The organism is uncultured Lactobacillus sp., assembly GCF_944327175.1.
GTDB lineage: Bacteria > Bacillota > Bacilli > Lactobacillales > Lactobacillaceae > Lactobacillus.
The window spans coordinates 48,153-70,318 of record NZ_CALVGT010000014.1 but is presented as its reverse complement, the minus strand read 5'-3'; the positions used below and the strand labels follow the sequence as shown (position 1 = coordinate 70,318).

General features: G+C 51.0%; 20 protein-coding genes and 1 other annotated feature. Of the genes, 3 read left to right on the top strand and 17 right to left on the bottom strand.

Annotated elements, in window-relative coordinates; translation table 11 throughout:
* Window positions 1–130: 130 nt before the first annotated feature.
* The 9 genes from glnA to Q0J41_RS01910 form a co-directional block, all read right to left on the bottom strand.
* Window positions 131–1,468, bottom strand: a complete 1,338-nt coding sequence (gene glnA / locus Q0J41_RS01950) for a type I glutamate--ammonia ligase (protein ID WP_296225467.1) — start codon at window positions 1,466–1,468, stop codon at window positions 131–133.
* A 137-nt stretch (window positions 1,469–1,605) separates the two neighbouring features.
* Complete coding sequence (locus Q0J41_RS01945) at window positions 1,606–2,862, bottom strand: methionine gamma-lyase family protein (RefSeq protein ID WP_296225465.1); 1,257 nt, start codon at window positions 2,860–2,862, stop codon at window positions 1,606–1,608.
* Window positions 2,859–3,785, bottom strand: coding sequence for a tRNA (adenosine(37)-N6)-dimethylallyltransferase MiaA (miaA, locus tag Q0J41_RS01940; RefSeq protein ID WP_296225463.1), 927 nt, complete (start codon window positions 3,783–3,785; stop codon window positions 2,859–2,861). Before miaA ends, Q0J41_RS01945 begins: the two co-directional genes overlap by 4 nt.
* Before the next feature lie 80 nt (window positions 3,786–3,865).
* Complete coding sequence (locus Q0J41_RS01935; protein ID WP_296225460.1) at window positions 3,866–4,267, bottom strand: rhodanese-like domain-containing protein; 402 nt, start codon at window positions 4,265–4,267, stop codon at window positions 3,866–3,868.
* Window positions 4,268–4,330: 63 nt separating this feature from the next.
* The gene (locus Q0J41_RS01930; RefSeq protein WP_003614169.1) at window positions 4,331–4,558 is read right to left on the bottom strand and encodes a YqgQ family protein; all 228 of its coding nucleotides are present in this window, start codon (window positions 4,556–4,558) and stop codon (window positions 4,331–4,333) included.
* Window positions 4,558–5,229 (bottom strand): rhomboid family intramembrane serine protease, encoded by a 672-nt coding sequence (locus Q0J41_RS01925; RefSeq protein ID WP_296225456.1) that lies wholly within the window; start codon window positions 5,227–5,229, stop codon window positions 4,558–4,560. The genes Q0J41_RS01930 and Q0J41_RS01925 overlap by 1 nt, the downstream gene beginning before the upstream one ends.
* Window positions 5,222–5,794, bottom strand: a complete 573-nt coding sequence (locus Q0J41_RS01920; protein WP_366937232.1) for a 5-formyltetrahydrofolate cyclo-ligase — start codon at window positions 5,792–5,794, stop codon at window positions 5,222–5,224. Before Q0J41_RS01920 ends, Q0J41_RS01925 begins: the two co-directional genes overlap by 8 nt.
* 54 nt (window positions 5,795–5,848) lie before the next feature.
* Window positions 5,849–5,998 (bottom strand): 50S ribosomal protein L33, encoded by a 150-nt coding sequence (gene rpmG / locus Q0J41_RS01915; protein WP_002879260.1) that lies wholly within the window; start codon window positions 5,996–5,998, stop codon window positions 5,849–5,851.
* An 86-nt stretch (window positions 5,999–6,084) separates the two neighbouring features.
* Window positions 6,085–8,199, bottom strand: coding sequence for a penicillin-binding protein 2 (locus Q0J41_RS01910; RefSeq protein ID WP_296225440.1), 2,115 nt, complete (start codon window positions 8,197–8,199; stop codon window positions 6,085–6,087).
* An 85-nt stretch (window positions 8,200–8,284) separates the two neighbouring features.
* Between Q0J41_RS01910 and Q0J41_RS01905 the strand changes: the two genes are divergently transcribed.
* On the top strand, window positions 8,285–10,867 hold the full coding sequence (locus Q0J41_RS01905; RefSeq protein WP_366937231.1) for a YfhO family protein: 2,583 nt from the start codon (window positions 8,285–8,287) through the stop codon (window positions 10,865–10,867).
* A gap of 51 nt (window positions 10,868–10,918) precedes the next feature.
* Here Q0J41_RS01905 and greA read toward each other — a convergent pair whose 3' ends face one another.
* From greA to Q0J41_RS01880, 5 genes are all read right to left on the bottom strand, one after another.
* Window positions 10,919–11,407 (bottom strand): transcription elongation factor GreA, encoded by a 489-nt coding sequence (gene greA, locus Q0J41_RS01900; protein WP_296225436.1) that lies wholly within the window; start codon window positions 11,405–11,407, stop codon window positions 10,919–10,921.
* A 70-nt stretch (window positions 11,408–11,477) separates the two neighbouring features.
* Entirely contained in the window at window positions 11,478–13,889 is a 2,412-nt protein-coding gene (gene pheT, locus Q0J41_RS01895; RefSeq protein WP_296225433.1) for a phenylalanine--tRNA ligase subunit beta, read from the bottom strand.
* A complete protein-coding gene (gene pheS / locus Q0J41_RS01890) occupies window positions 13,889–14,938 on the bottom strand; it encodes a phenylalanine--tRNA ligase subunit alpha (protein ID WP_296225431.1) in 1,050 nt (349 codons plus the stop codon). The genes pheT and pheS overlap by 1 nt, the downstream gene beginning before the upstream one ends.
* 37 nt (window positions 14,939–14,975) lie before the next feature.
* Window positions 14,976–15,177, bottom strand: a binding site (T-box leader).
* A gap of 41 nt (window positions 15,178–15,218) precedes the next feature.
* On the bottom strand, window positions 15,219–15,569 hold the full coding sequence (locus Q0J41_RS01885; RefSeq protein WP_296225429.1) for a helix-turn-helix domain-containing protein: 351 nt from the start codon (window positions 15,567–15,569) through the stop codon (window positions 15,219–15,221).
* 78 nt (window positions 15,570–15,647) lie between these two features.
* Window positions 15,648–16,412 (bottom strand): RNA methyltransferase, encoded by a 765-nt coding sequence (locus tag Q0J41_RS01880; RefSeq protein ID WP_296225427.1) that lies wholly within the window; start codon window positions 16,410–16,412, stop codon window positions 15,648–15,650.
* A gap of 65 nt (window positions 16,413–16,477) precedes the next feature.
* Between Q0J41_RS01880 and Q0J41_RS01875 the strand changes: the two genes are divergently transcribed.
* Both Q0J41_RS01875 and yidC read left to right on the top strand, forming a co-directional pair.
* Window positions 16,478–16,750, top strand: coding sequence for an acylphosphatase (locus tag Q0J41_RS01875; protein ID WP_002879250.1), 273 nt, complete (start codon window positions 16,478–16,480; stop codon window positions 16,748–16,750).
* A gap of 33 nt (window positions 16,751–16,783) precedes the next feature.
* Window positions 16,784–17,746: a membrane protein insertase YidC gene (yidC, locus tag Q0J41_RS01870; protein ID WP_296225423.1), complete on the top strand. Its 963-nt coding sequence runs from the start codon at window positions 16,784–16,786 to the stop codon at window positions 17,744–17,746.
* An 89-nt stretch (window positions 17,747–17,835) separates the two neighbouring features.
* On the opposite strand, the gene Q0J41_RS01865 is transcribed toward yidC, so the two are convergent.
* The 3 genes from Q0J41_RS01865 to Q0J41_RS01855 all read right to left on the bottom strand — a co-directional run bounded on the left by Q0J41_RS01865 (window position 17,836) and on the right by Q0J41_RS01855 (window position 22,097).
* Window positions 17,836–19,428: a HAMP domain-containing histidine kinase gene (locus Q0J41_RS01865; protein ID WP_296225422.1), complete on the bottom strand. Its 1,593-nt coding sequence runs from the start codon at window positions 19,426–19,428 to the stop codon at window positions 17,836–17,838.
* Window positions 19,421–20,134: a response regulator transcription factor gene (locus tag Q0J41_RS01860; protein WP_050952641.1), complete on the bottom strand. Its 714-nt coding sequence runs from the start codon at window positions 20,132–20,134 to the stop codon at window positions 19,421–19,423. Before Q0J41_RS01860 ends, Q0J41_RS01865 begins: the two co-directional genes overlap by 8 nt.
* A gap of 637 nt (window positions 20,135–20,771) precedes the next feature.
* Window positions 20,772–22,097, bottom strand: coding sequence for a transposase (locus Q0J41_RS01855; RefSeq protein ID WP_296225417.1), 1,326 nt, complete (start codon window positions 22,095–22,097; stop codon window positions 20,772–20,774).
* Window positions 22,098–22,166: the final 69 nt, after the last annotated feature.

The window sequence follows — 22,166 nt, the reverse complement described above, 5'->3', positions numbered from 1 at the left end:
TAATTCAGCAATAAAGCGCTAGCAAGAGCCTGCCAGCTTAAGATAATTAAGTCTGATTTCTTCATAAGAAAAAGCCTACCCAAAAGGCAGACTTTCTGATTAGTCAATGATAAATATCGTATTCTGAATTTTAGTAGTTGAAGTAGCGCTTTACTTCCCATTCTGAAACTGATTGGGTGTACAGAGCCCATTCAGTTTTCTTCATTTCCAAGAAGCTGTCAACAATGTGTTCGCTGAAGGCAGACTTGATGACTTCGTCTTCCTTGAAGGCCTTAATGGCGTTGTGCAGGGTTGATGGCAATGGCTTGATGCCCAGTTCCTTGCGTTCGTCATCAGTCATTTCAAACAGGTTGGAAGTTACAGGGGCCATCGGCAGCTTGCCTTCCTTGATCCCGGCCAAACCAGCCTTCAAGCAGGCTGACAGAAGCAGGTATGGGTTAGCAGTTGGGTCCGCTGACCGCATTTCCAAGCGGGTGCCGACTTCGTTAGCGTTAGGAATCCGGACCATTGGTGACCGGTTCCGGCTGGCCCATGAGATGTAAACCGGAGCTTCAAAGCCTGGGATCAGCCGCTTGTAGGAGTTGACCGTTGGGTTGGCCACGCAGGTAATAGCACGGGCATGTTCCAAAATCCCGTTCAAGAAAGTCAAGGCAGTAGTTGACAGGTGGTATTGACCATCCTTGTCGTAGAAGGCGTTCTTGCCGTCCTTAAAGAGGGACATGTTGGTGTGCATCCCGTTGCCGGCCAAGCCTTCAACTGGCTTAGCCATGAAGCTTGCGTACAGGTGGTATTTGCGGGCGATAGTCTTGACAACCATCTTGAAAGTTTGCAGCTTGTCAGCGGTTGCCAAAGCGTTGTCGAAGCGGAAGTCGATTTCCTGCTGGCCGTCGCCGACTTCGTGGTGAGCAGCTTCTACGCGGAAGCCCAGCTTTTCCAAAGTTTCAACAATTTCCCGGCGGCACTTGGCGCCTGCGTCTTCAGAAGCCATGTCGAAGTATGAGCTGTGGTCGGAAACTTCAGTGGTTTCTTCCCCGTTCTTGCCTTCCTTGAAGAGGAAGAATTCAGCCTCAAAGCCGATTTCAAAGTCGGAGAAGCCCATTTCTTCCATTTCAGCAACGACCTTCTTCAAGTTGTTGCGTGGGTCACCTTCAAATGGCGTGCCGTCTACGTTGTGGACTGAGCAGATCAAGCGGCCGATAGTGCCTTCTTCAACAGTCGTCCATGGCAGAACTGACCAAGTTGACAGGTCTGGGTACAGAACCATGTCGCTTTCTTCCAGACGAACGAAGCCATCGATTGATGAACCGTCAAAACGGGTTTGGTTGCCCAAGACGTCGTCCAATTGACTGACAGGAACTTCCAAGTTCTTCAGCGTGCCGTTAATGTCAGTGAAGGCCAGGCGCAAAAAGCGAACGTTCTTCTCTTCTACATCTTTACGGATTTCTTCTTCAGTAAATACCTTACTCATGTTCTCACCTTTAAAAATCAAGAATAAATTTACGATCAACTAATCAATTGGCTCTGTGCTAATCGATGCTTTAAAGATACCACTCTGCCCACTTGAGGTCAAATTGGTCTAAAGACTTCTTTAATAAAAAAGGACTTTTAGCCTTTTTCCTTAAAAAATAAATGACTTACGGCATTTGTAACCGCTATTCTATCGTGAGCATAAGTTAGACCACCCTGCATGTAGAGGGCGTAAGGTGGCCGGATAGGACCATCTGCAGAGAATTCCATGGTTGAACCAGAGACGAAATTGCCGGCGGCCATGATGACTTTATCTTCGTAACCGGGCATGTCGCTGGGGATCGGCTCAACAAAGGAGTCAATTGGCGAATTTTTCTGGACTTCTTTAGTGAAATTGATCATCTTTTCCGGATCATTGAAGATAATCGTCTGAATAAGGTCAGTCCGCGGCTCATCCCACTTCGGCGTGACTTCACAGCCCATCTTTTCCAAAAGGGCAGCCGAGAAGATCATCCCCTTGATGGCTTCACCCGTCGTATGCGGGGCCAGGAAGAAGCCTTCATAGAACTCGTGCATGTTGGTCAAGGTAGCTCCTTCTTCCTTGCCGATCCCCGGTGCCGTCAAGCGGATGGCCGCGTTTTCGACCAGTTCTTCTTTGCCGACGATGTAGCCGCCAGTCTGGGCGATCCCGCCGCCGGCGTTCTTGATCAAGGAGCCGGCCATGAAGTCGACCCCGTATTCAGTCGGCTCATGCTTTTCAGAAAACTCCCCATAGCAGTTGTCGACAAAGACCAGGCTCTCTGGGCTGACCTTTTTGACAAAAGCAGTCATTTCCTTAATTTGGTCAACCGTGTAGCTCTGCCGGGTATCATAGCCTCTGGACCGCTGGATGACCACAATATGCGGCTGGTCGCGCTTAAGGACCTTTTCTGCTTCCTCATAGTCAACCCCGCCTTCTGCGTTTAAAGGCACGTAAGAGAAGTTGATCCCCTTTTGAATCAAGGTCCCCCGCTTCTTCGGGGCCAGGCCGATCACCTGCTGCATAGTGTCATAAGGCATCCCGGTCAGGTAGGTCAAAGTTTCACCTGGCAAAAGGTTGCCGTCTAATGCCACGGCCAAGGTGTGGGTGCCGGAAACGAACTGAGGCCGCACCAGCGCGTCTTCAGTATGGAAAACCTGGGCATAGATAGCTTCCAGCTTGTCTCGGCCGATATCGTCATCCCCGTAGCCGTTGGTCCCCTTGAGGTCGGCTTCTGCCACCTGGTGGTCGACAAAGGCCTTGAGGACCTTTTCCTGGTTATAGACCACCTGGTCGTCAATTTCCCGCAGGCGGGGTGCGATTTCCTGGTCAACTTCAGCCAGGATTGCCTTTAATTCATCTGGTAATTTTTTCATTTTTCTTCCTTCATCCATTCTTCTATTCTGACAGCAATTCTATTCGCGCAGTTTGGGTCGGTCAAGGGGTCGTACCACTCAACTGGCAATTTGTTTCTAAAGTAGGTTAGCTGCCGTTTGGCATACCGTCTTGAGGCCGTCTTCAAGGTCGTCACGCAGGCTTCCAAGCTGGCTTCGCCTGCAAAATAAGGGAAAAATTCCTTATAGCCGATGGCCTGCAGGACCTGGTGCTCGCCGGCCCGGTGCTCGTAGACAAAGCGGGCCTCTTCTAACAGCCCGGCCTCCATCATCAAGTCCACCCTCTGGTTGATCCGCTGGTAGATGGCCTCCCGGTCACCGTTTAAGCCGATGATCAAGTAGTCGTAGCGGGGCTTGATTTCAGCCTGCTGCTTGGAAAAAAGCCCGCCCGTCCGGCTGATCACGCTTAGAGCCCGGAGGATTCTTCTGCTGTTGGCTACCGGGATCTTCTTAGCAGCTTCTGGGTCTCTCTTGTTTAATTCCTCCCACAAGGCCTGGGGGCCCTTGGCTGCTAAAAAGTCCTCCCATTCCGGATCCACGCTGGCTGCTTCTTCTTCCTTGTCGCCCAGCTGCATGTCGTTTAAGAGGGCATTGACGTAAAAGCCGGTGCCGCCGGCAATGATGGGCAGCTTGCCTTTGCCCGCGATTTCTCCGATGGCAGACCGGGCTTCATCGACGAAATTTTTAACGGAAAAGTCTTCAAAGACCGAATGGGCGTCCACCAGGTAATGCTTGATTTCTGCCTGCTCCTGGGGACTGGCCTTGGCCGTGCCGATGGCTACTTCCCGGTAGATCTGCATGGAGTCCCCGGAGACGATCTCTGCGTCCAGTTTCTTGGCGAGCTCGATGGCCAGGCTGGTCTTGCCCACGGCGGTCGGCCCGACGATAGCCACTACTTTTTGCATAAAATCCTCCTGCAATTTTCTCTTCTATCATCATAAACCAAAAAAGCCTGCTTGAGAAATTTTCTCAGCAAGCTTTCAGCTTAGTTCTTGGCTGCCTTCTTGCGGCCATCCCATTGGGAGAAGCCGTCCTTGAGGTAAAAGATCTTGGCAAAATTGTGCTTGCGCAGAATACTGGCGCAGCGCAGGGTCATGGTCAAAGAGTCCGAGTAGAGATAGACCGGCAGGTCTGGCCGCAGTTCTGAGTATTGGTACTTGAACATGGTGTAAGGGATGTTTCTTGCCCCGTCAATATGTTCATGCTTGAACTCATCGGCTTCGCGGACGTCGATGATCTGCGCCTTCCGCATCCCGGCCTTGAATTCTTCGTTGGTCAGTTCCCCGCCCAGGCGCTTGGCCTGGATCCGGTTGTAGGCCCAGAAGCCCAGAAAGCCCAGCAGGATGACACCCAAAATGACGTCAAGAACGATTAAAAAATTGGTCATGTGAAAAAAGCTCCTTCTTGCAAGTCTTATCTTATAATAACGCTAAATTCAGCCTGGGGCTAGCTAGTCCAGCCTTTTTTCCCGTTCAAGCCGCTCTTCGTACTCGTGCTCATGCTTTAAGACTAGTTTCGCGTTTAAATAGATTTTTTTCTCTAAGAGGCCGGCCTTATACAAATTGTCTAATTCAATCGCCATTAATTCGATGTCCCACTTCCGCTTGCCCAAGTGGACCAGGATGCCGTATTTTTTCAAAAGCTGCTGGACATCGTAAAGATTTTTCAAAACAGTCATTATACCGTCACTGCCATTCCCAAACGCAAAGTCAAAACCACATAGACAATCAAGCCGGCCGCGGCCAAGAGCCGGCCGCCCTTGCTGTAGCCCCGGTAGGTCGCGTCCCCCAGGATAACTGCCAGCAAGGCCCCGGTGATCAAACCACCAAGGTGGCCCAGAATGTCCACGTCAGGCATGAAAATGTCTAAGACCAGGTTGATCACCGCCAAAGCTAGCGCCTGCCGGCCTAAAAATGACAAAAGAGCGTTGTCTTTGTCCTTAAAGCCGGCACAGGTCATGGCCCCAAAAAGGCCAAAAAGGGCAGTTGAGGCCCCGGCACTAATAGCCTGGTCATTGCCAAAGGCCAGGGTCAGAAGGCTGCCGCCGACCCCTGAGAGCAGGTAAATCAGCAAAAAGCGCCAGTGGCCGAAAACCGGTTCAGCATATTGGCCGATATAGTAGATCATGATCGCGTTTGAGGCAATGTGCATGATCCCGATATGGAGGAACTGGGCGGTAAAAAGGCGCCACCACTGTCCTTCCATTACCACGGCCGGGTTGAACATGGCCCCCATTTTCAGCAAAACAGAAGTGCTCTCAGAGCCTCCCATAAATGTTTCCACCAGGAAAACGGCAAAGAGGACTACAACCAGCGCGGTTGTCATATAATTACGCCGCAGATTATTCATCGCCGGCCTCCTTTACAAGTATCAAATCATCCATGGCTATGTCATGGTCTTTCATTGGCCAGGCAGGAGTCTTGAAGTACATGGCTGAATTGACCAGGGCCAGGGTCTTGACGGGATTTTTAGCCAAAAAGCGGTCGTAGTAGCCCCCGCCAAATCCGATCCGGCTCCTGCCCGCCGGGCTGAAGGCTAGGCCGGGGACAAATAGCAGGTCCAAATCGTTGTCGGCTTCCTTCTCTTCAGCCAGCTCCCAGACCCCAAACTTGGTCTGCATTAAGGGAGCATCTTCGTCCCATCTTAAAAAGTCCAGCTGCCAGCCGGGATGGCACTTGGCCAAATAGAGCTCCTTGCCCTCTTGCCTAAGCTCTTTAATCAAGCCGCTTATATCCACTTCCAGCGGCAGGGGCAGGGTTACGCCGATTTTTTCCGCTTGCTGGACCATTGGGTTCTCTAAGGCTAGCGCCGTCAATTCCCGGTCTTGCTGTTTTTTAGCTGGACTCTTGGCAAAATCCGCCAGCCTTTGCCTTTGCCAGGAGCGGAAAGTTTTCTTGTCCATCAAAGCAATCACGCCCTCTCTTCCTGCAAAATAAAAAAAACAGGCCTTTCGACCTGCTATCTTTTATTACTTAGTCTCGCGGTGAAGAGTTACCTGTCTTTCAACTGGGCAATACTTCTTCAAGGTCAAACGTTCCGGATGCTTACGCTTGTTCTTCTTAGATAAGTAACTTCTGTCGCCACATTCGGTGCATTCTAAAATGATGTTGTCTGCCATTATTTTCACCACCTACAATTAATATCTGACTGTACAATCATAACATTTTCAAGGGCAAAGAGCAAGTTATCTTGCTAAATTAACTATTAATTTGTGCTTGAAAACTTCCCTTTATGCATCTTGTAGTAAGTCGTCACCATCGCCTTGGCCATGTTCTTGTTGTAGCTGCCTTCCTTGTCCGGATCAATGCCGGCAAAAATAATCGCGAAGGCAATCTGCGGATTGTTGGAGGAAGCCCAGCCGACCATGGTTTCGTTGATCAATTCTGTATCGGTCGACTTTCTGGTCTTGGTATTGTAGTAGAAAGTCTGGGCCGTCCCGGTCTTGGCCGAGATCGATGGCTTGACATTCTTCAGGGCGTGAGCCGTCCCCCAACCGTTTGTGCCGTGGACAACCTGGTAGAGCCCCTGCTTGATGACGGCTAATTCATCCTTTGCCCAAGGAATCTTGAACTGGACGGTTGGCTTCTTGTTGTAGTAAGCATAGAAATGCTTGCCGTCGCTGCTGGTGCGGCCAATAGACTGGACAACGTAAGGCTGCATCCGGTAGCCTCCATTGGCAATCGTTGAAATGTACTGGGCCAGTTGAATCGGGGTGTAGGCATCGTAGTTCCCATAGGATTCGTCGAGGACTGACCCGGACAGAATGATCCCGTTTGAGTTGGTTGACGCCCCTTCAATCCCGGAACTTTCACCCGGCAGGTCGATCCCGGTCTTTTGCCCCAGGCCAAACATCTTGAAGTTGTTTCTCAAGGTTTCAAAGGCCGTCTGCGGCATGTGGATGTACTGCTTGGCCACATAGCTGGCCTTTACCCAACGCAGGGTCAGCTGCATCATGTAAATGTTGGATGATACTTCCAAAGCGCTTGCTGCTGTCAAGGAGCTGAAGATCCCAACCGGGTAAACAGACTTCTTGACCGGGGAACCCGGCAGGTAGATAGCCGTATCCGGCAGGGTGTTGTTGGTTGGCGTGATGACCTTGTTGATCAAGCCCCCGGCCACCTGGGCCCCCTTGACAGCGGAACCCATAACGAAGGACTGGTTGATGTTGCCCAGGGCGTTGTCAGAAATCTTGCGCGTTGACGGGTCATAGCTGATCCCGGACATGGCCAGGACAGCCCCCGTATTCGGGTTCATGGCAACAGCGTAAGCACCGCTGGACAGGCTGGCTGCCCCGGCGCTCAAGGCTGAGTTAAACTGCTGCTTAAGGGCCTTGGTTACGGCTGCCTGGTACTTGGCGTCAATCGTCAACTTCAAGCTGGCCCCGGACTGGCCCTTGTAAACTTGCTTGGTCTTGGTGATTTTGTTATTAGAGTTGCTGGTGACCTTGTAGCTGGCCTTGGTCCCCTTCAAAAGGGCTTCATATTCCTTTTCTAGGTAAGAAGTCCCAACCCGGTCGTTTCTGGAATAGCCGTTAACCAGGTAGTACTGGAGGTTGTCACTCGGCAAACCGGTCTTGGTCGTGGAAACTGACCCGATAATACTCTTGATTGAAGACCCGTTCGGGTAGTAGCGGTTCCAGTCGGTCCCGATCCCGACCCCCGGCATGGAGGACAAGTGCTCGCCGACCTGGGCGATTTCCTTGTTGCTGAGGCCGTTGCTCTTCAAGTTGATCGTCGACAAGGTCGTCGCCCCTGACATCTTGTTATACAAGAGGGCAGCTGTCTTTTCCTGGCTGGTTAAAGACGGCTTGATGGTGTTTTCAACATAAGCCACTTCGTTGTCGTTGACCTCTGAATTCGACAGGCTCGACTTCTTCTGCGACTTGGGCAAGGCGGCCAGGACCTTCTTAGCACGGCTTTCGTCAGCCAGGTAGTAATCGGCAATTTGTCTTTTTGTCGGCTTTTCGTCGGTAATTTTTATATAATTACTAAGGGTATTAGCAACCTTGTACATCTCTTTGGAACTTGCCGACAAGCTGCGCATGTAAGTAATCGCGTTTTCAGCCTTGTTGCCGACCAGGATCCGGCCCTGGGAGTCGTACATGACCCCCCGGGGGACAGACTTGGTCATGGTCTTTTCGTCGGTGGCATTGACCTCCGCGGAAAAGCGCGAACCGTAAAAGAGCTGCAAGTGTGCTAATTGGCCGATTAAGGCCGCGAACAAAATTACGATGACCCCGACCAGAATCTTCATTCTGAGAGGGGTGTTTGCGGTTTGACTACTGTTGCCAGTTCCGCTATTCTTTCTAAAATAACTCACGATAAAACCATCCTCACTAACAAGTAATTTTAGCAAAAAGACCTAAGCAATTCTATCATTCAGAAGAGGAGTTAGCTAATTCTTAATGTACATGTCCAAAATAAAACGTTTTTTTCGAAAATTCAGCCTTAGGCAGCTTTATGCCTGCCTGGCCTTTGCCCTGCCGGCCTTGATTTTTGCCGGCTACTTCATCAGCAAGAAGGGCAATATCCTGACCGTCGACCTGGGCCAGCAGTACGTTGACTTCCTGGCCTACTATCAGCAAAAGCTCTTTAAAGACCCAAGCAAGTTGATTTACAGCTTTGCCAGCGGCCTGGGCGGCTCCATGCTAGGGACGGACAGCTACTACCTGCTCAGTCCCTTCAACCTGCTCTTGCTCTTTTTCCCGCAGAAGTTCCTGCCTCAGGGAATCCTTTTGGTCATCTCCTGCAAGATCGGGGCCAGCGGCCTGTCGGCCTACCTGGTCTGGGGGAAGAAGTACAAGCTGGCTAAAGAATACGTTCTGGCTGCCAGCCTGGCCTTTGCTCTCTGCGGCTTTGTGGTTGCCAACAATTTGAACTTGATGTGGCTGGACAGCCTGGTCCTTTTGCCCTGGCTGCAAAATGCAATTGACCGCCTTTTGGCCGGGAAGAAAAATCACCTGGTCCTGGTCACCTTCCTGCTCTGGCTGACCAACTTCTATACCGGCTACATGACCCTGCTCTTTGGCCTGCTCTATTTGCTGGTGGGCCTGGCCACAAATAGGGAGCCAAAAGCCCGCTTTTGGACCTACTTCAAGCGCAGCTTCTTTGGCAGCTGCCTGGCCGGGATCAGCCTCTGGCCGACTTTTTTAGAGCTTTTAGCCGGCAAAACCGATGCCGACATCAGCTGGAAGCTGAATTTCCAGTTCCCGCCCTACCAGCTGGCCGCTAAATTAGTTGACGGGGCCTACAGCTTCCATGAAATGTCGGACGGCCTGCCCAACATCTTCATCAGCTCCTGCTTTACCCTCCTGGCCCTGCTCTTTATCTTTAATTCCAAGTTCAGCAAGCGGGAAAAACTGGCCCGGGGCCTGCTTTTGGCCTTCTTAGTCCTTTCGCTGTCCTTTACACCTCTGGTTTTGATCTGGCATTTAGGCCAGTTCCCAGTCTGGTACCCGGCCCGGTTCAGCTTCCTGGTCTCCTTCTATGCCTTGAACCTGGCCCTGGAAAATATGGACAGAGAGCCTGCCTTCAACCTCAAACAGAAGGTCCTGGCGGCTCTTTTAGGAGCCTGCCTTTCTGTTTACCTGGCTATTGACCCTAATAAGCTGGAATTCATCCGGCAAGACGGGAAAATCTCGACTGGCCTCTTTCTTTTAGCCAGCCTGCTCTTCATTCTCTTCATCTACGGCCAGCACTACCTAGCCGGCCACTACGCCCTGCTTTTAGTCGTTTCTGAAGTTACGGTCAACTTGATTTTTTCATTAAACGCGATTTCCTACCAGGAAAACAAGAACTATGCCAAGTTTGAAGAGAACGTCAACCAGGCCACCAGCTACCTGGCCAAGACCGACTCCAGCCTCTACAGAACGGAAAAGAGCTTCAGCCGGTCGGATGATGACCCCTTCACTGGCAGCTATTACGGGATTACCACCTTCAACTCCATCAGCAATTCCAGCACCTCCAACCTGCTCAGCCGCTTGGGCTACGTCCATAACAGCAACTCTTATACCAACCAGGGCGGAACTCTCCTAACTGATGCCTTCTTAGGAGTCAAGTACTACCTGGAGCCGAATTATTCTTATGACGGCGTCTCGGCTGCCCAGCGGATGCCTTATGACAACTTAAACCACCGGGCCGATTTAAACAGCTATTATCCCAAAAAGCAGTTTAAGCAAATCAGCATTTTGGAAAACAAGCAGGCCCTGCCAGTCATTTTTGCCAGCCAGAGCCGGCAGAAAAAGGTCAAGTTCCTAGACAACAACCCAATTTACAACCAGCAAAGGCTCTGGGAGAGCCTGGGTCTGTCCGGCCAGCTTTTCAGCAAGGTCAAGAGCCAGGTCAAGCTGACCAGCTTGAAAGTCAACCAGTCCAACCCCCTGGCCTTTAAGAAGGCCAACTCAGCTAAGCCGGCTTCTGTCACCTTCATCTTGACGCCAAAAAGCGATGACTCTTACTACCTGCAGCTCCCGGACGGCTTTGACTTCAAGACCGCCAGCTTGAGCGTCAACAACATCTTCTATAACTACGAGAGCCGGGACGGGCAGATTCGCCTGGTCAACATTGCCAGCCAAAATAAAAAGACCAGGATCAAGGTCACTTTCAACTTGACCAATTCGACCCTGGACTTAACCGGCCTCCTCTTCTGGCACTTCAACAATTCCGCCTTCAAGGCCGGGATCAAACAGCTGAAAAAGCCAGAACTCAAGTTAAAGCAGACGGGTTTGAAAATTTCCAGCCAGACTTTTAAGAGCCAAAAGAAGCTCTGGATCACGACCATTCCTTATTCCAAGAACTGGCTGGTCTATGATAACGGCAAACGGGTCAAGACCAGCCAATATGCCTCCAGCCTCCTGGCCTTCAACTTAAAGGGGGGCAAGCACCAGCTGACCCTGGTCTATTTGCCGGTCAGCTTGATTGCCGGCAGCGTGATCAGCTTGGTAACTTTGGCTGTCTACTTGCTTTTGAAAAAGAAACAGAGAATCTAAACAGTAAAACAGAGCGCAAAAAAAGGTGCTGTCCGGGTGGACAGCGCCTTTTTAGTCGGTCGTCTTAACGTCGTTGATTACGACATCGTAGCTGACGTTGGCTGAGTCAACGTTGATCTTGACTGTTTCACCCTTCTTGTGACCAAGCAGGGCCTTGCCGATCGGAGATTCGTTGGAAACCTTGCCATGGAATGGGTCAGACTGGCTGCTCCCCACAATTTCATAAGTTTCCGGTTCGTCTTCGCCGACTTCAGTAACCGTAACGGTCTTGCCGATACTTACTTCGTCGGGGTCAACTGCATCAGTGTCGACAACGACAGCATACTTCAATTGTTCGGTGACGGCATCGATTCTTTCTTCCAGCCGCATTTGCTCATCTTTGGCTGCGTCGTATTCTGAGTTTTCAGACAAGTCCCCGTAAGAACGGGCAATCTTCAAACGTTCCACGATTTGCGGCCGCTTGACAAACTTCAGGGTCTGCAGTTCTTCTTCCAGCTGCTTCTTGCCTTCGGCAGTCATTTCATAGGTTTTTTCAGGCATTTTGATTCTCCTTTATTTAACGCATTATGCATTGTTAAATATTAGAGTTTAATTCCGGGAAAGTCAACTATTAACGAATGTTTGCTTCTAATTTTTCTTCCAAAGCAGCTTGAACATTGTCGGTTGCCTTAGTGACAACCGCGTCAGTCAAGGTTTCTGCCTCATTCAAGAAGGTCAAGCGGTAAGCCAGGCTCTTCTTGCCGGCGGCCAAGTGGGACCCTTGGTAGACGTCGATAACTTCAACGCTGACCAGGTACTTGCCGGCATTTTCCTTGATGCAGCTTTCAACTTGGGCATTAGTAACATCTTCGTCAACCAAAATTGACAGGTCCCGTTGCACGGCTGGGTACTTCGGAGCCGGCTTAGACTTGACACCTTTGGCCATGAGAGGCAGCAAGGCATCCAGGTTCAGTTCGTAAACGTAGATTTCCTTGCCAGCAAAGTTCTTGTCAGTCATGGTCAAAACCGGGGCGATTTGGCCGATCAGACCGATGTATTCATCATTTACGTAGATGCCAGCAGTTCTGGTCGGGTGCATCCCCTTAATTGCTTCTGCCCGGTATTCCACGTCCTTAACGCCGATCATTTCAAATACGTCTTCTAGCTGCCCCTTGACGTAGTAGAAGTCAACGACTTCGTCCTTGTGCTGCCAGTTGCTTTCCCCGGCCAGGCCGACGTAAGCGGCTGCCAGGTGTTCGTGTTCGTGGTAGTCGCCGCCTTCCATGTCGTAGACGCGGCCGTTTTCAAAGAGCTGCAGATCAGTTTGCTTACGGGCAAAGTTGTAGGCAACCGTGTCCAAAAGGCCGCAAATCAAGTTTTGCCGCATGGTGGTTCTGGCTGAGTTCAGCGGCCAGTTGACCTTGACTGGGGCCAGGGCCTTTTTGACAAAAGTCGTGGCTAGTTCTTCAGAAGTCAGGGAGTAGTTGATCGTTTCGCTGAGCCCTTGCCCTTCCAGCAATTGGCGCAGGTGGCGGACCTTGACTTCATCAGCCGCGTAGCCGCCAGTCAGTTCACCGGTAGCCGGATGGGTGGACTTGATGTTGTCGTAGCCGTAAATCCGGCCGACTTCTTCAAAGATGTCAGAGTCAATGAAGATGTCCCAGCGGCGGTTTGGCACAGTTACCGTGTATTCGTCGCCCTTTACTTCAACCGGGAAGTTCAGCTTGCCCAGGATCTTGACGATTTCGTCCATGGACAGGTTAGTGCCCAGGATCTTGTTGGTCCGGGAGGCAGTAGTGGTGATGACAACTGGCTCCTTATCCTGGTCGCTAGCCTTGATTTCACCAGCTAAGACAGTGGCGCCGGCATTTGCCCGCAAGATCAAAGCACAGGCATCCAAAGCCTTTTGGGTGTTGTCCCAGTTGATTCCCTTTTCAAACAAAGCTGAAGCGTCAGTCCGGTTGTCATGCCGCAGAGCTGCCTTTCTGGTCAAGGCTGGGTCAAAGACAGCGGCTTCCAGGATCACGTCAGTGGTCCCTTCAGTAACTTCGCTGTTTAAGCCGCCCATTACGCCGGCTAAGCCGACTGCCTGTTCACCGTCAGTGATGACGATGTCTTGCGGGTCCAGGTCGATTTCTTTTTCATTTAAGAGCTGCAGCTTTTCGCCTTCCTTGGCCAGGCGGACTTCGATCTTCTTGGTCTTGTCAAAAAGCTTGGCGTCGTAAGCGTGCATTGGTTGGCCAGTCAAGAGCATGACATAGTTGGTCGCGTCGACCACGTTATTGATCGGGCGGATGCCGGCATTCCATAAGCGGGCCTGCAGCCAAAGAGGACTTTCAGCGATCTTGACCCCGGTCAGCTTTCGCAAGTAGTACTTCGGCGCAATCTTTTCATCGGCAGCGGCAGTAAAGTCGCCAGTCCAGTCTGCCCCGTCTTCTTTAAGGACAAGGTCTTCGATCTTTGGCTTTTGGTCGATCAAGGCACCAACTTCGTAAGCTGCCCCTTCCATTGAGGAAGTGTCGGCCCGGTTTGGAGTAATGTCGAAGTCCAAAACGTAGTCGTCCATCCCCAGAGCTTCAAAGACAGAGTCACCAGGCTTGAGGTCCGGATCATGGAAAACCCAGATGCCGTCAGCGTACTTCGGCGGAACAACGGAGTCGCTGAAGCCGAGTTCTTGCAGGCCGCAGATCATCCCGTTGGATTCAATCCCACGCAACTTGCCCTTCTTTATCTTGATCCCGCCTGGCAAATGTGCCCCTGGCAGAGCTACGATCACGTCCTGGCCGGCGGCCACGTTAGGTGCCCCGCAGACGATTTGGCGGGCTTCATCTTCGCCAACGTCAACCATGGTCTTGTTGAGGTGGGTCCCTTCGATCTTCTCGCAGGTCAAAATGTGGCCCACGACCAGCTTGCTCAAGCCTTCTTCCGGGTGAACCGTTGAGGCGATTTCAACCCCGGACCGGGTCAGTTTTTCAGCCAAGGCGTAAGGGTCCACGCCATCCATATTCAAGAAATCTTTCAACCAATTGTAAGAAACTAACATTAATCTTCCTCCTGACGGAATTGTTGCAAGAAGCGCACGTCGTCACTGTAAAAGTCGCGGATGTCGTCAATGCCATACTTCAAGATGGCGAAGCGATCCAGGCCCAGGCCAAAGGCAAAGCCGGAGTAGACGGCCGGGTCAATGCCGGCAGCGGACAAAACATTCGGGTGAACGATCCCGGCACCCAGAACTTCGATCCAGCCGGTGTTCTTGCAGATCGCGCAACCCTTGCCGCCGCATTCAAAGCAGGAAACGTCCATTTCAACTGACGGTTCAGTAAATGGGAAGTAGCTTGGCCGCAGGCGGGTTTCCCGGTCCTGGCCGAATTCGTGTTTGGCCACCAGTTCTAAGGTCCCCTTAAGGTCGCTCAAGGAGATGTTCTTGCCGACAACCAGCCCTTCCATCTGCATGAACTGGTGGGAGTGGGTGGCGTCGTCATCGTCTCTTCTGTAGACCTTGCCTGGGGAGATCATCTTGAGGTCCCCCTTATCAAAGTCATGCTTTTCCATGGTCCGGGCTTGGACTGGTGAAGTCTGACTCCGCAGCAGGTGGTCAGCGTCAACGTAGAAAGTAGCCTGCATGTCCCGGGCCGGGTGGTCCTTAGGCAGGTTCAGCATTTCGAAGTTGTAGTGTTCGCTTTCGATTTCCGGGCCTTGGACAACTTGGTAGCCCATGCCGATGAAGAAGCGTTCCAGGTCGTCTTGAATAATTCTGATCGGGTGCTTGGAGCCGACATGCTTTCTGCGCCCTGGCAGGGTCACGTCGATCTTTTCAGCTTCCAGGCGGGCCTCAATGGCCTTTTCGATCAGCTTATCCTTGGCAGAAGCCAGGTTTTCATTAAAGAGGTCGCGGAGTTCGTTGACCTTCTGGCCGACTTCCCGCCGCTTTTCCGGAGCAATGTCCTTCATCTGGTGCAGAATTTGCGTCAGTTCCCCCTTCTTGCCGACCAGCTTGACCCGGACGTCATTCAGGCTCTTTTCGCTTTCTGCTTCCTTGATTTCAGCAAGCCCCTGCTCCCGCAGGTCCTTCAATCGATCAAATAAATCCATTTACTTACTCCTTTCAACAAAAAAAGCTCCGCCCCCCAAAAGGGACGAAGCTTCGCGGTACCACCCTAGTTTAGGCCCAAAAAGGCCTACGCTCTATACCGATAACGGTGGCAGCCGGAATTGATTAGATCCTACTCGCAAGATGAAATTCGCAAGCTGCTCTTTGGTTTCCTTTCAGTTGCCAAGAAACCTCCCTGTCAAAGACCGGACTTGCTACTAGTCTTGTTCTTAGTAATTAATTAAAATCATAGGCTAAAACTTGCTTAAATGCAAGTCGTTTTTACGCCCACTTGTCAGCCCAGATATGAACCTGGTTGAAGACTGGCTTTAATTCGGCCCCTTTTGGCGTCAAAGTGTAAAGGACGATCTTCTTTTCCTCATCCTTGGACCGCTTGACGATCCCGTCAGCTTCCAGCTCCCGCAGGCGTTCGACCAGAACCCGGTCAGAGCAGGCACCGACCGTGTGGGCCAGGTCCCGGAAACGCATGGCCTTGGTGTCGCACAAGGAGCTGATAATCAAACCGTTCCACTTCTTGCCGATGATCTCAAAGGCCTTGACGAAGCGGGCGCACATTTCGTAGTTTTCAGCGTTTTTACAGCATGGTGCGTCCTGTTCGGCTAATTCTGTCATAGAGAAATCCTCCTCAAATTAGTTTCCATGTTATCTATTTAAGCATACTTTACTTACGAAATACAAGCGAAATACTTTTTAGCTGAAGTGGTAGATCATGATCCCGGCGGCAACAGCGGCGTTCAAAGACTCAGCCCGGCCCTTAATCGGGATGTAGAGCTTCTCATCAGCCAAAGCCGCGATTTCCGGGCTTACCCCATGGGCTTCATTGCCGATGATTAGGGCGACCTGGGCTACTGGGGCAAAGTCGCCCAATTGTTTAGCGGCAGGGTCCAAGAGGCTGGCATAAACCGGAATGTCCGCGGCCTTCAAGCTGGCAATGGCTTCGGACAGGTCAGCCTTGATCAAGTTCAAGTGGAACTGGCTCCCCTGCATGGACCGCTGCACCTTTGGGTTGTAGAGGTCAACCGTCTTGTTCGACAGGATCACCCCGTCAAAGCCGGCCGCGTCGGCGGTCCGGATAATGGTACCGACATTGCCCGGGTCAGCCAGGTCGTCTAAGAGGACCCACTTGCCGTAGCTAAAGGCAAAATGCTCTGGCTGGTTGATCTTGACGGTCATGAAGATGTCCTGGGAATTTTTGGTGCTGCTAAGGTGGCTGGCCACGCTTTGGCTAATCTTGATCAGCTTGCCTTCATCATAAACCAGGCCCAGTTGCTCCAAGCGGCTGAACGCTTCTTCAGTCGCCAGGATTTCCCGGTACTTGACTCTTACTTTTAAGGCTTCTTCAACCAGGTGGAAGCCTTCGATCAAGTAATAGCCGCTTTCTTCGCGGTATTTCTTCTGATTCAGCTTGCCGATGGCCTTAATTTGCGGATTATTGACAGATGTTCTTTCTTGCATGATAAAATACTCCTTAGAAATACTATTTTAATGATTTTTTGCAAAAAATAAAGAAGGTAAGCAAAATGCAAACATGGGAACTATTAGCGCATGGGGTCGTGCAAGGCGTGGGCTTCCGCTGGAGCGTGCAGATGCTGGCCCAGAAGATGAAGCTGCCGGGCAGCGTGAGAAACAACCCTGACGGAACGGTCACCATTGTCATTCAAGGAACGCCAACTGACCTGGTCAAGTTTAAAGCTGAGTTGCCAAACGCGGCGCCATATGCCCAAATTTCACGTTTAGACACAAAAGTTCTGCCTGAAATGGAACAAATGCATTCTTTTCATGTATTATATTAGACAGATCCTATAAATTTGGAGAGAAAGTACTCAATGAAAAAAATCAAAAAACGTTTATTACCTGTCAGCCTGCTGGCCCTTTTGCCGCTTTTCCTTACGGCCTGCGCCAGCCAGACCAGCAAAAACGGCAGCTTAAAGGCCCCGACCAGTGGCCCTTACTACTGGATCTATGAATGGATCGGCCTGCCTTTGCAGCACATTACCGTCAACATCGCCCACGCTATCGGCGGGGCCAGCGGGGCCGGCTGGGCTATCGTCATCATCACTTTGGTCGTCAGAGTGATCTTGATGCCGCTCATGCTGAACCAGCAGCACAAGGCCACCCTGCAGCAGGAAAAGATGCACCGCCTGCAGCCGCAAATGCAGCTTTTGCAAAAAGCCATGAAGACACCAGGCATGACTCCTGACCAGCAGCTGGCCTTGAGTGGTCTGCAAAGAGAGATCTATTCCAAGAACAATGTCTCTATGACTGGCGGGATGGGCTGCCTACCCCTCTTGATCCAAATGCCGATCATGATCGGGATCTACCAGGCTGTGGCTTACTCAAACGCCCTGGCTAAGTCCACCTTCTTCGGCATTTCCCTGTCCAGCCAGTCCATGGTCCTGGCCATCATCGCCACTGTTTTTGCCTTGATTCAAAGCTACGTGGCCATGATCGGCATCCCTGAAGAGCAGAAGAAGACCATGCAGGCCACCATGCTGATGAACCCAATCATGACCTTCTTCTTCTCCATATCCTTCTCCGGCGCCCTGGCCCTTTACTGGGCAGTCGGCAACCTGGTCATGGTCATCCAGCAGCTGATCACCACCTTCATCGTACAGCCGCGGGCCAAGAAGCGGGTTTCCAAGGAACTGGAAGACAGCCCGATCGTGGAAGTCGTTACCCAAGCCAAGCTTGACCAGATCTTAAAGCCAGCCCCTGAACAAAAGCCTACCAGCCAGCCGAAGTCCGGTGACCTGCGCAAGCGCAACCAGGGCAAGCAAAAGCGGAAGTAAGCTTCCAAAGAAAAAACACAAAAATAAACAAGACAAAACAAAAAAGTAAAAGCCGCTGGAAAGCGGCTTTTACTTTGCTCTAAATTCTGTTAAATTGTCGGATCTTTCTTAGGACTCTCAGTTCCAGCTTGCTTTTGCTCTTCCCGGCTTTCCAATTCTTTGACTTCTTCTTCAGTCAAGACCGGGAAGGTGATTCTGAACTGGCTCCCCTGGCCTAAGACAGATTCAACGTCAATGGTCCCGTGGTAGGATTCCACCAGCTTCTGGGCAATTGACAGGCCCAGGCCGTTGCCGCCCTTTTCCCGGGTTCTGGCCTTGTCGACCCGGTAGAAGCGGTTGAAGATCTTCTTCTTGTCCTCGTCAGAAATCCCTTCCCCGTAGTCTTGGACAACGATCTGCATTTCCTGGCCGGACTGGCCGGCAGCCACGGCAATTTCCTTGCGGTCGGTTGAGTACTTGATCCCGTTGTCAATCAAGATGATCAAAATCTGTTCCAGGTGGCCCTGGTAGATCTGAATCTTGGTATCCGGGTCCAGGTCCTCAACTTCCAAGGAGATCTTGAAGTCCGGGTGAACCATGCCCATGTCCCCGACTACCCGGGTCAAAACTTCCATCGGCTCAGCAATGGCGTTCGGGTAGTGGACGCTGATCTGCTCAGCCCGGGTCAGGTCCAGCATTTCCTGGATCAAGTGCTTCATCCGCTCAGCCTCTGAAACCGAGGCGTCAATGGATTCTTCCAGGACCTGCGGGTCATCCTTGCCCCAGCGCTTAAGCATGCTCAGATGGCCCTCAATGACCGCTACAGGCGTCCTTAATTCGTGGGAGACGTCAGAGACGAACTGCTTCTGCTGCTCGATGTACTTCTGCATCCGGTCCAGCATCATGTTGAAGGACAGGGCCAGTTCTTCCAGTTCGTCTTTTCTGTGCAGCTCGGGAATTCTGGCCGTACTGTTCGGGTCGGCGTTGACTTCCCTGGCCACCTTAGACATCTTGTTGATCGGTCTGACGACGCTGCGGACAACCAGGTAGGAAATTACAATCGCCAGGCTGACCCCCAGGATTGAAAGCCAGAGCATGGCCTTCAAAGTCCGAGAAATCAAGCGGTTGTAGCCAGTCATCTGGTTCTTGACGACGATATAGCCGGTCAATTTGTGAGTCGTCCGGTTTCTGACCTTCCGGTAGACATAAAGTGAACTTTTCCCCTTCTTGTCTTCCTTGACTACGCTCTTGCTTTCGCTGGTGAACTTGACCAGTTTAGGGGCGCTGTCGCCGTTATGGAAGACGATCTCATTGCGGAGGTTGTAGATCGCCACGGTCACGTCAGGGTTGGTCACGGTACTTAAGACCGTGTCGCCAAAAACGCTGATGTTGTCATTGTTGTTTTCTGACAGAGCCGGCCCGCCCTTCAAGATCCGTCTGGTGTTTGGAGATAATTGCTGGACCACGTTAGTGATTTCCAGCTCATCATCGATGCCGACCAGGCGCTTGCGGAGGACGTTGACGACTTCATTGGAAGTGTCTTTCTGCTGGCTCAAGGCTTCCTGTTTGACCGTATTGTAGACGACAGCTGAGAAAACAAGAAAGGAGACCGTGATCGTCATCGCGACGATGCTGACCCATCTCACGATCAGTGAAACGTGTCTGGTCCCCTTCTTGCCGCTGGCGGCGTTTTGCTTAGGCATTGTCGTCCTCGTCTCTTACCATGTAGCCGGTTCCGCGCACCGTCTTGATGTAAGATGGCTGGCCAGGGATGTCGATCTTGTTGCGGAGGTAACGTACGTAAACTTCGACAACGTTAGTTTCGATGTTTGATTCCGGTCCCCAGATCTTGTTCAAGAGCTGGTCACGGCCAACGACATTGTTCTTATTTTCGATCAAGGTCATGAGCAGGTTGTATTCCCGCTTGGTCAAGTCAACGGTCTTGCCGTCACCCCGGTGAACGATCCGGTTGGCGGTTTCAATGGTCAGGTCTTTGAACTTGACCACCTTTTGCCGCGGCAGCTTGTCCTTTGAAGCATCCTTTTCGATCTTGACCCGGCGCAAGACAGCGCGCAGGCGGGCCAGCAATTCTTCAATGGCAAATGGCTTGACGATGTAGTCGTCTGCCCCGTGGTCCAGGCCTGATACCCGGTCAATCACGGAGTCGCGGGCCGTCATCATGATGATCGGCGTGGTCTTGCTCTGCCGTACACGGCGGGCAATTTCCAAACCGTTCAAGTCTGGCAGCATCAAGTCCAGCAAGATCGCGTCGAAGTCTTCGCTCAAAGCGCGGTCCAAAGCCTTGCGGCCGTTGTTTTCCACTACGGTCTCATAGCCTTCGTGCTGGAGTTCGAGTTCGACGAAACGAGCCAGGTTCTTTTCGTCTTCAACAATTAAAATTTTCGGCATGTTTTTATCCCCTCATATCCTGTCGATTTAATTTGGGTCTGCTGAATCCAAGTATAATCTTAAAGTATATTTTAATAATTCTAGGATAGCCCAAAATTAGCTTTTTAACAAGCCCCATAGAAAAACAAGTGCTATAAGAAATGTGGAAGAATGTGCGCTTGATACCGGCTGGTTCACATTATGGTCAAGATATTCAACTTTGCGACTATCACATCATCGATATCTCTACTTCCAGCACCGACATGCCTGGCTGGAACATACCCAGCACATAACATAGGACTCTGCCGGCTTCCATTTCTCTCACGAGCGTTCACTGCCAAGCTTTCGCATTGACAGCGTGGGCGATCTCTGCACTCGATATGCTCACATCACCTGTACGGCCGAAGCCGCAAGCAATGCCTTTATCCGAAGATGAGCAACCGAACTGTCTCACGAGTTCTGAACTCGCTTCTCGCATGTTCTTCCATTTGAGGAATTGCATGCGTGGTCGCAGAAACCGATTCGCTGCCAAAGCAACTTATCGGCTTCCCGTCCGGTGAGCCATCTGCACCGAAACAGCCACTTACGCAACTGCTCAAGTAACAGATGGCATTCCGGCCATTAGCCTGCCCGTAGGGATCTTTGCGGATCCCTTTTTTTACAATGCTTTATTGTATCTTGGATGATCAATCAAAAAAGCAAGATTCATCATCGCGTTCATGTCCCGATCTACAACCTTGTTGTAGTTCGGACATTTTTTGTTGTAGCACACATAGTCATTGTGCTTGGTGCCATGCTTTTTATTGCCAGAAAGAGTGATCTTTTCGTCATTTTTCTTGATATTGCCACAAACTGCACAGCGCTGGGTGCTTGGATAAAAGCGATTGGCAATCACCAATTTGACCCCGGCTGACTTGCACTTGTATTCGAGATAGCGGCGAAAGCGTCCAAACAGTGCACGGTGCACGCCTTTTGAAGCGACATGGCTCATTAGCATGCCCTTGACGTTCAGATCCTCAATGCAGATTGCATCATATTCTCTGACAAGATGAGTCGTGTACTTGTGCATCGCGTCATCTTGCATTCGGTGAGCACGCTCGTAAAGCTTCTGAAGCTTGATTCTCGCTTTTTGATAGCTTTTTGAGCGCTTCCCGGCAATCTGGCCATTTTCTTCCAGCTTTCTTGCCAGAATCCGCTGCTGGTGCTTGATGTTCTCATAGACTCTCTCAAGATTGACGGCGCCATTGTTTCCTTTGTGCAGAAAATAGTGTTCTCCTTCTGCATCGTTGAAATGACTGACATTGACGTCAATCCCTGTCTTCTTACCCGTATGCTTGTGAATGTATGGTGGCGTCTCATACTTGTAAGGAACCGCCATGTAGTAATGGCCGTGTTCACGGTAAAAGCTTACCGTTCCAAATTCGGCATTTTTGGGGATTTCAGAAAATCTTATGCTATGCCACTCACCCTTATAAGGTGCTGGGACGGGCAAGGTCAGCTTCCCGTGATTGCCTTCCTTTGCGAGCACCACGCCTTGAGTCAACTTAAAGCCTTGGCGTTTGGCTTTCTTGGATTGAAAAACGGGATGTCCGGCACCCCTTTTAACTTTGAGCGCCTTATCTTTGGCAAACTTCTTGAACGCTTTGCCCAAGTCAGCACATGCTTGCTGCAGGATACGAGAAGAGACCTGCTTTTCCCATGACTGTTTGCTTGACGTAAGCTTTTTCTGAATCAGTGCTGCGGTTGGGTAGTATCTAGATATAAATAACTTCTGCTCTTCAGTAAATTGCCGTTCTTCTTTTGGCTTCTTAAATTCCGTCAGAATCTCTGGACTGACTAGCATACGATATTCCGAATAGGTCGCATTCCACAGTTCTAGGGCCTTATTGTAGCAATAACGGCGATAGTCACACCACTGATCCAAGACATGAGCCATAGTAGCATCTGGATATAAACGATATACGTGAGTCCTTTTGATTGCCATTTTTCTTCACCTCTTTTCGACAAGCATATTTTAGCACGTATTTCAGTTTATTTACAAACATACGTTTGA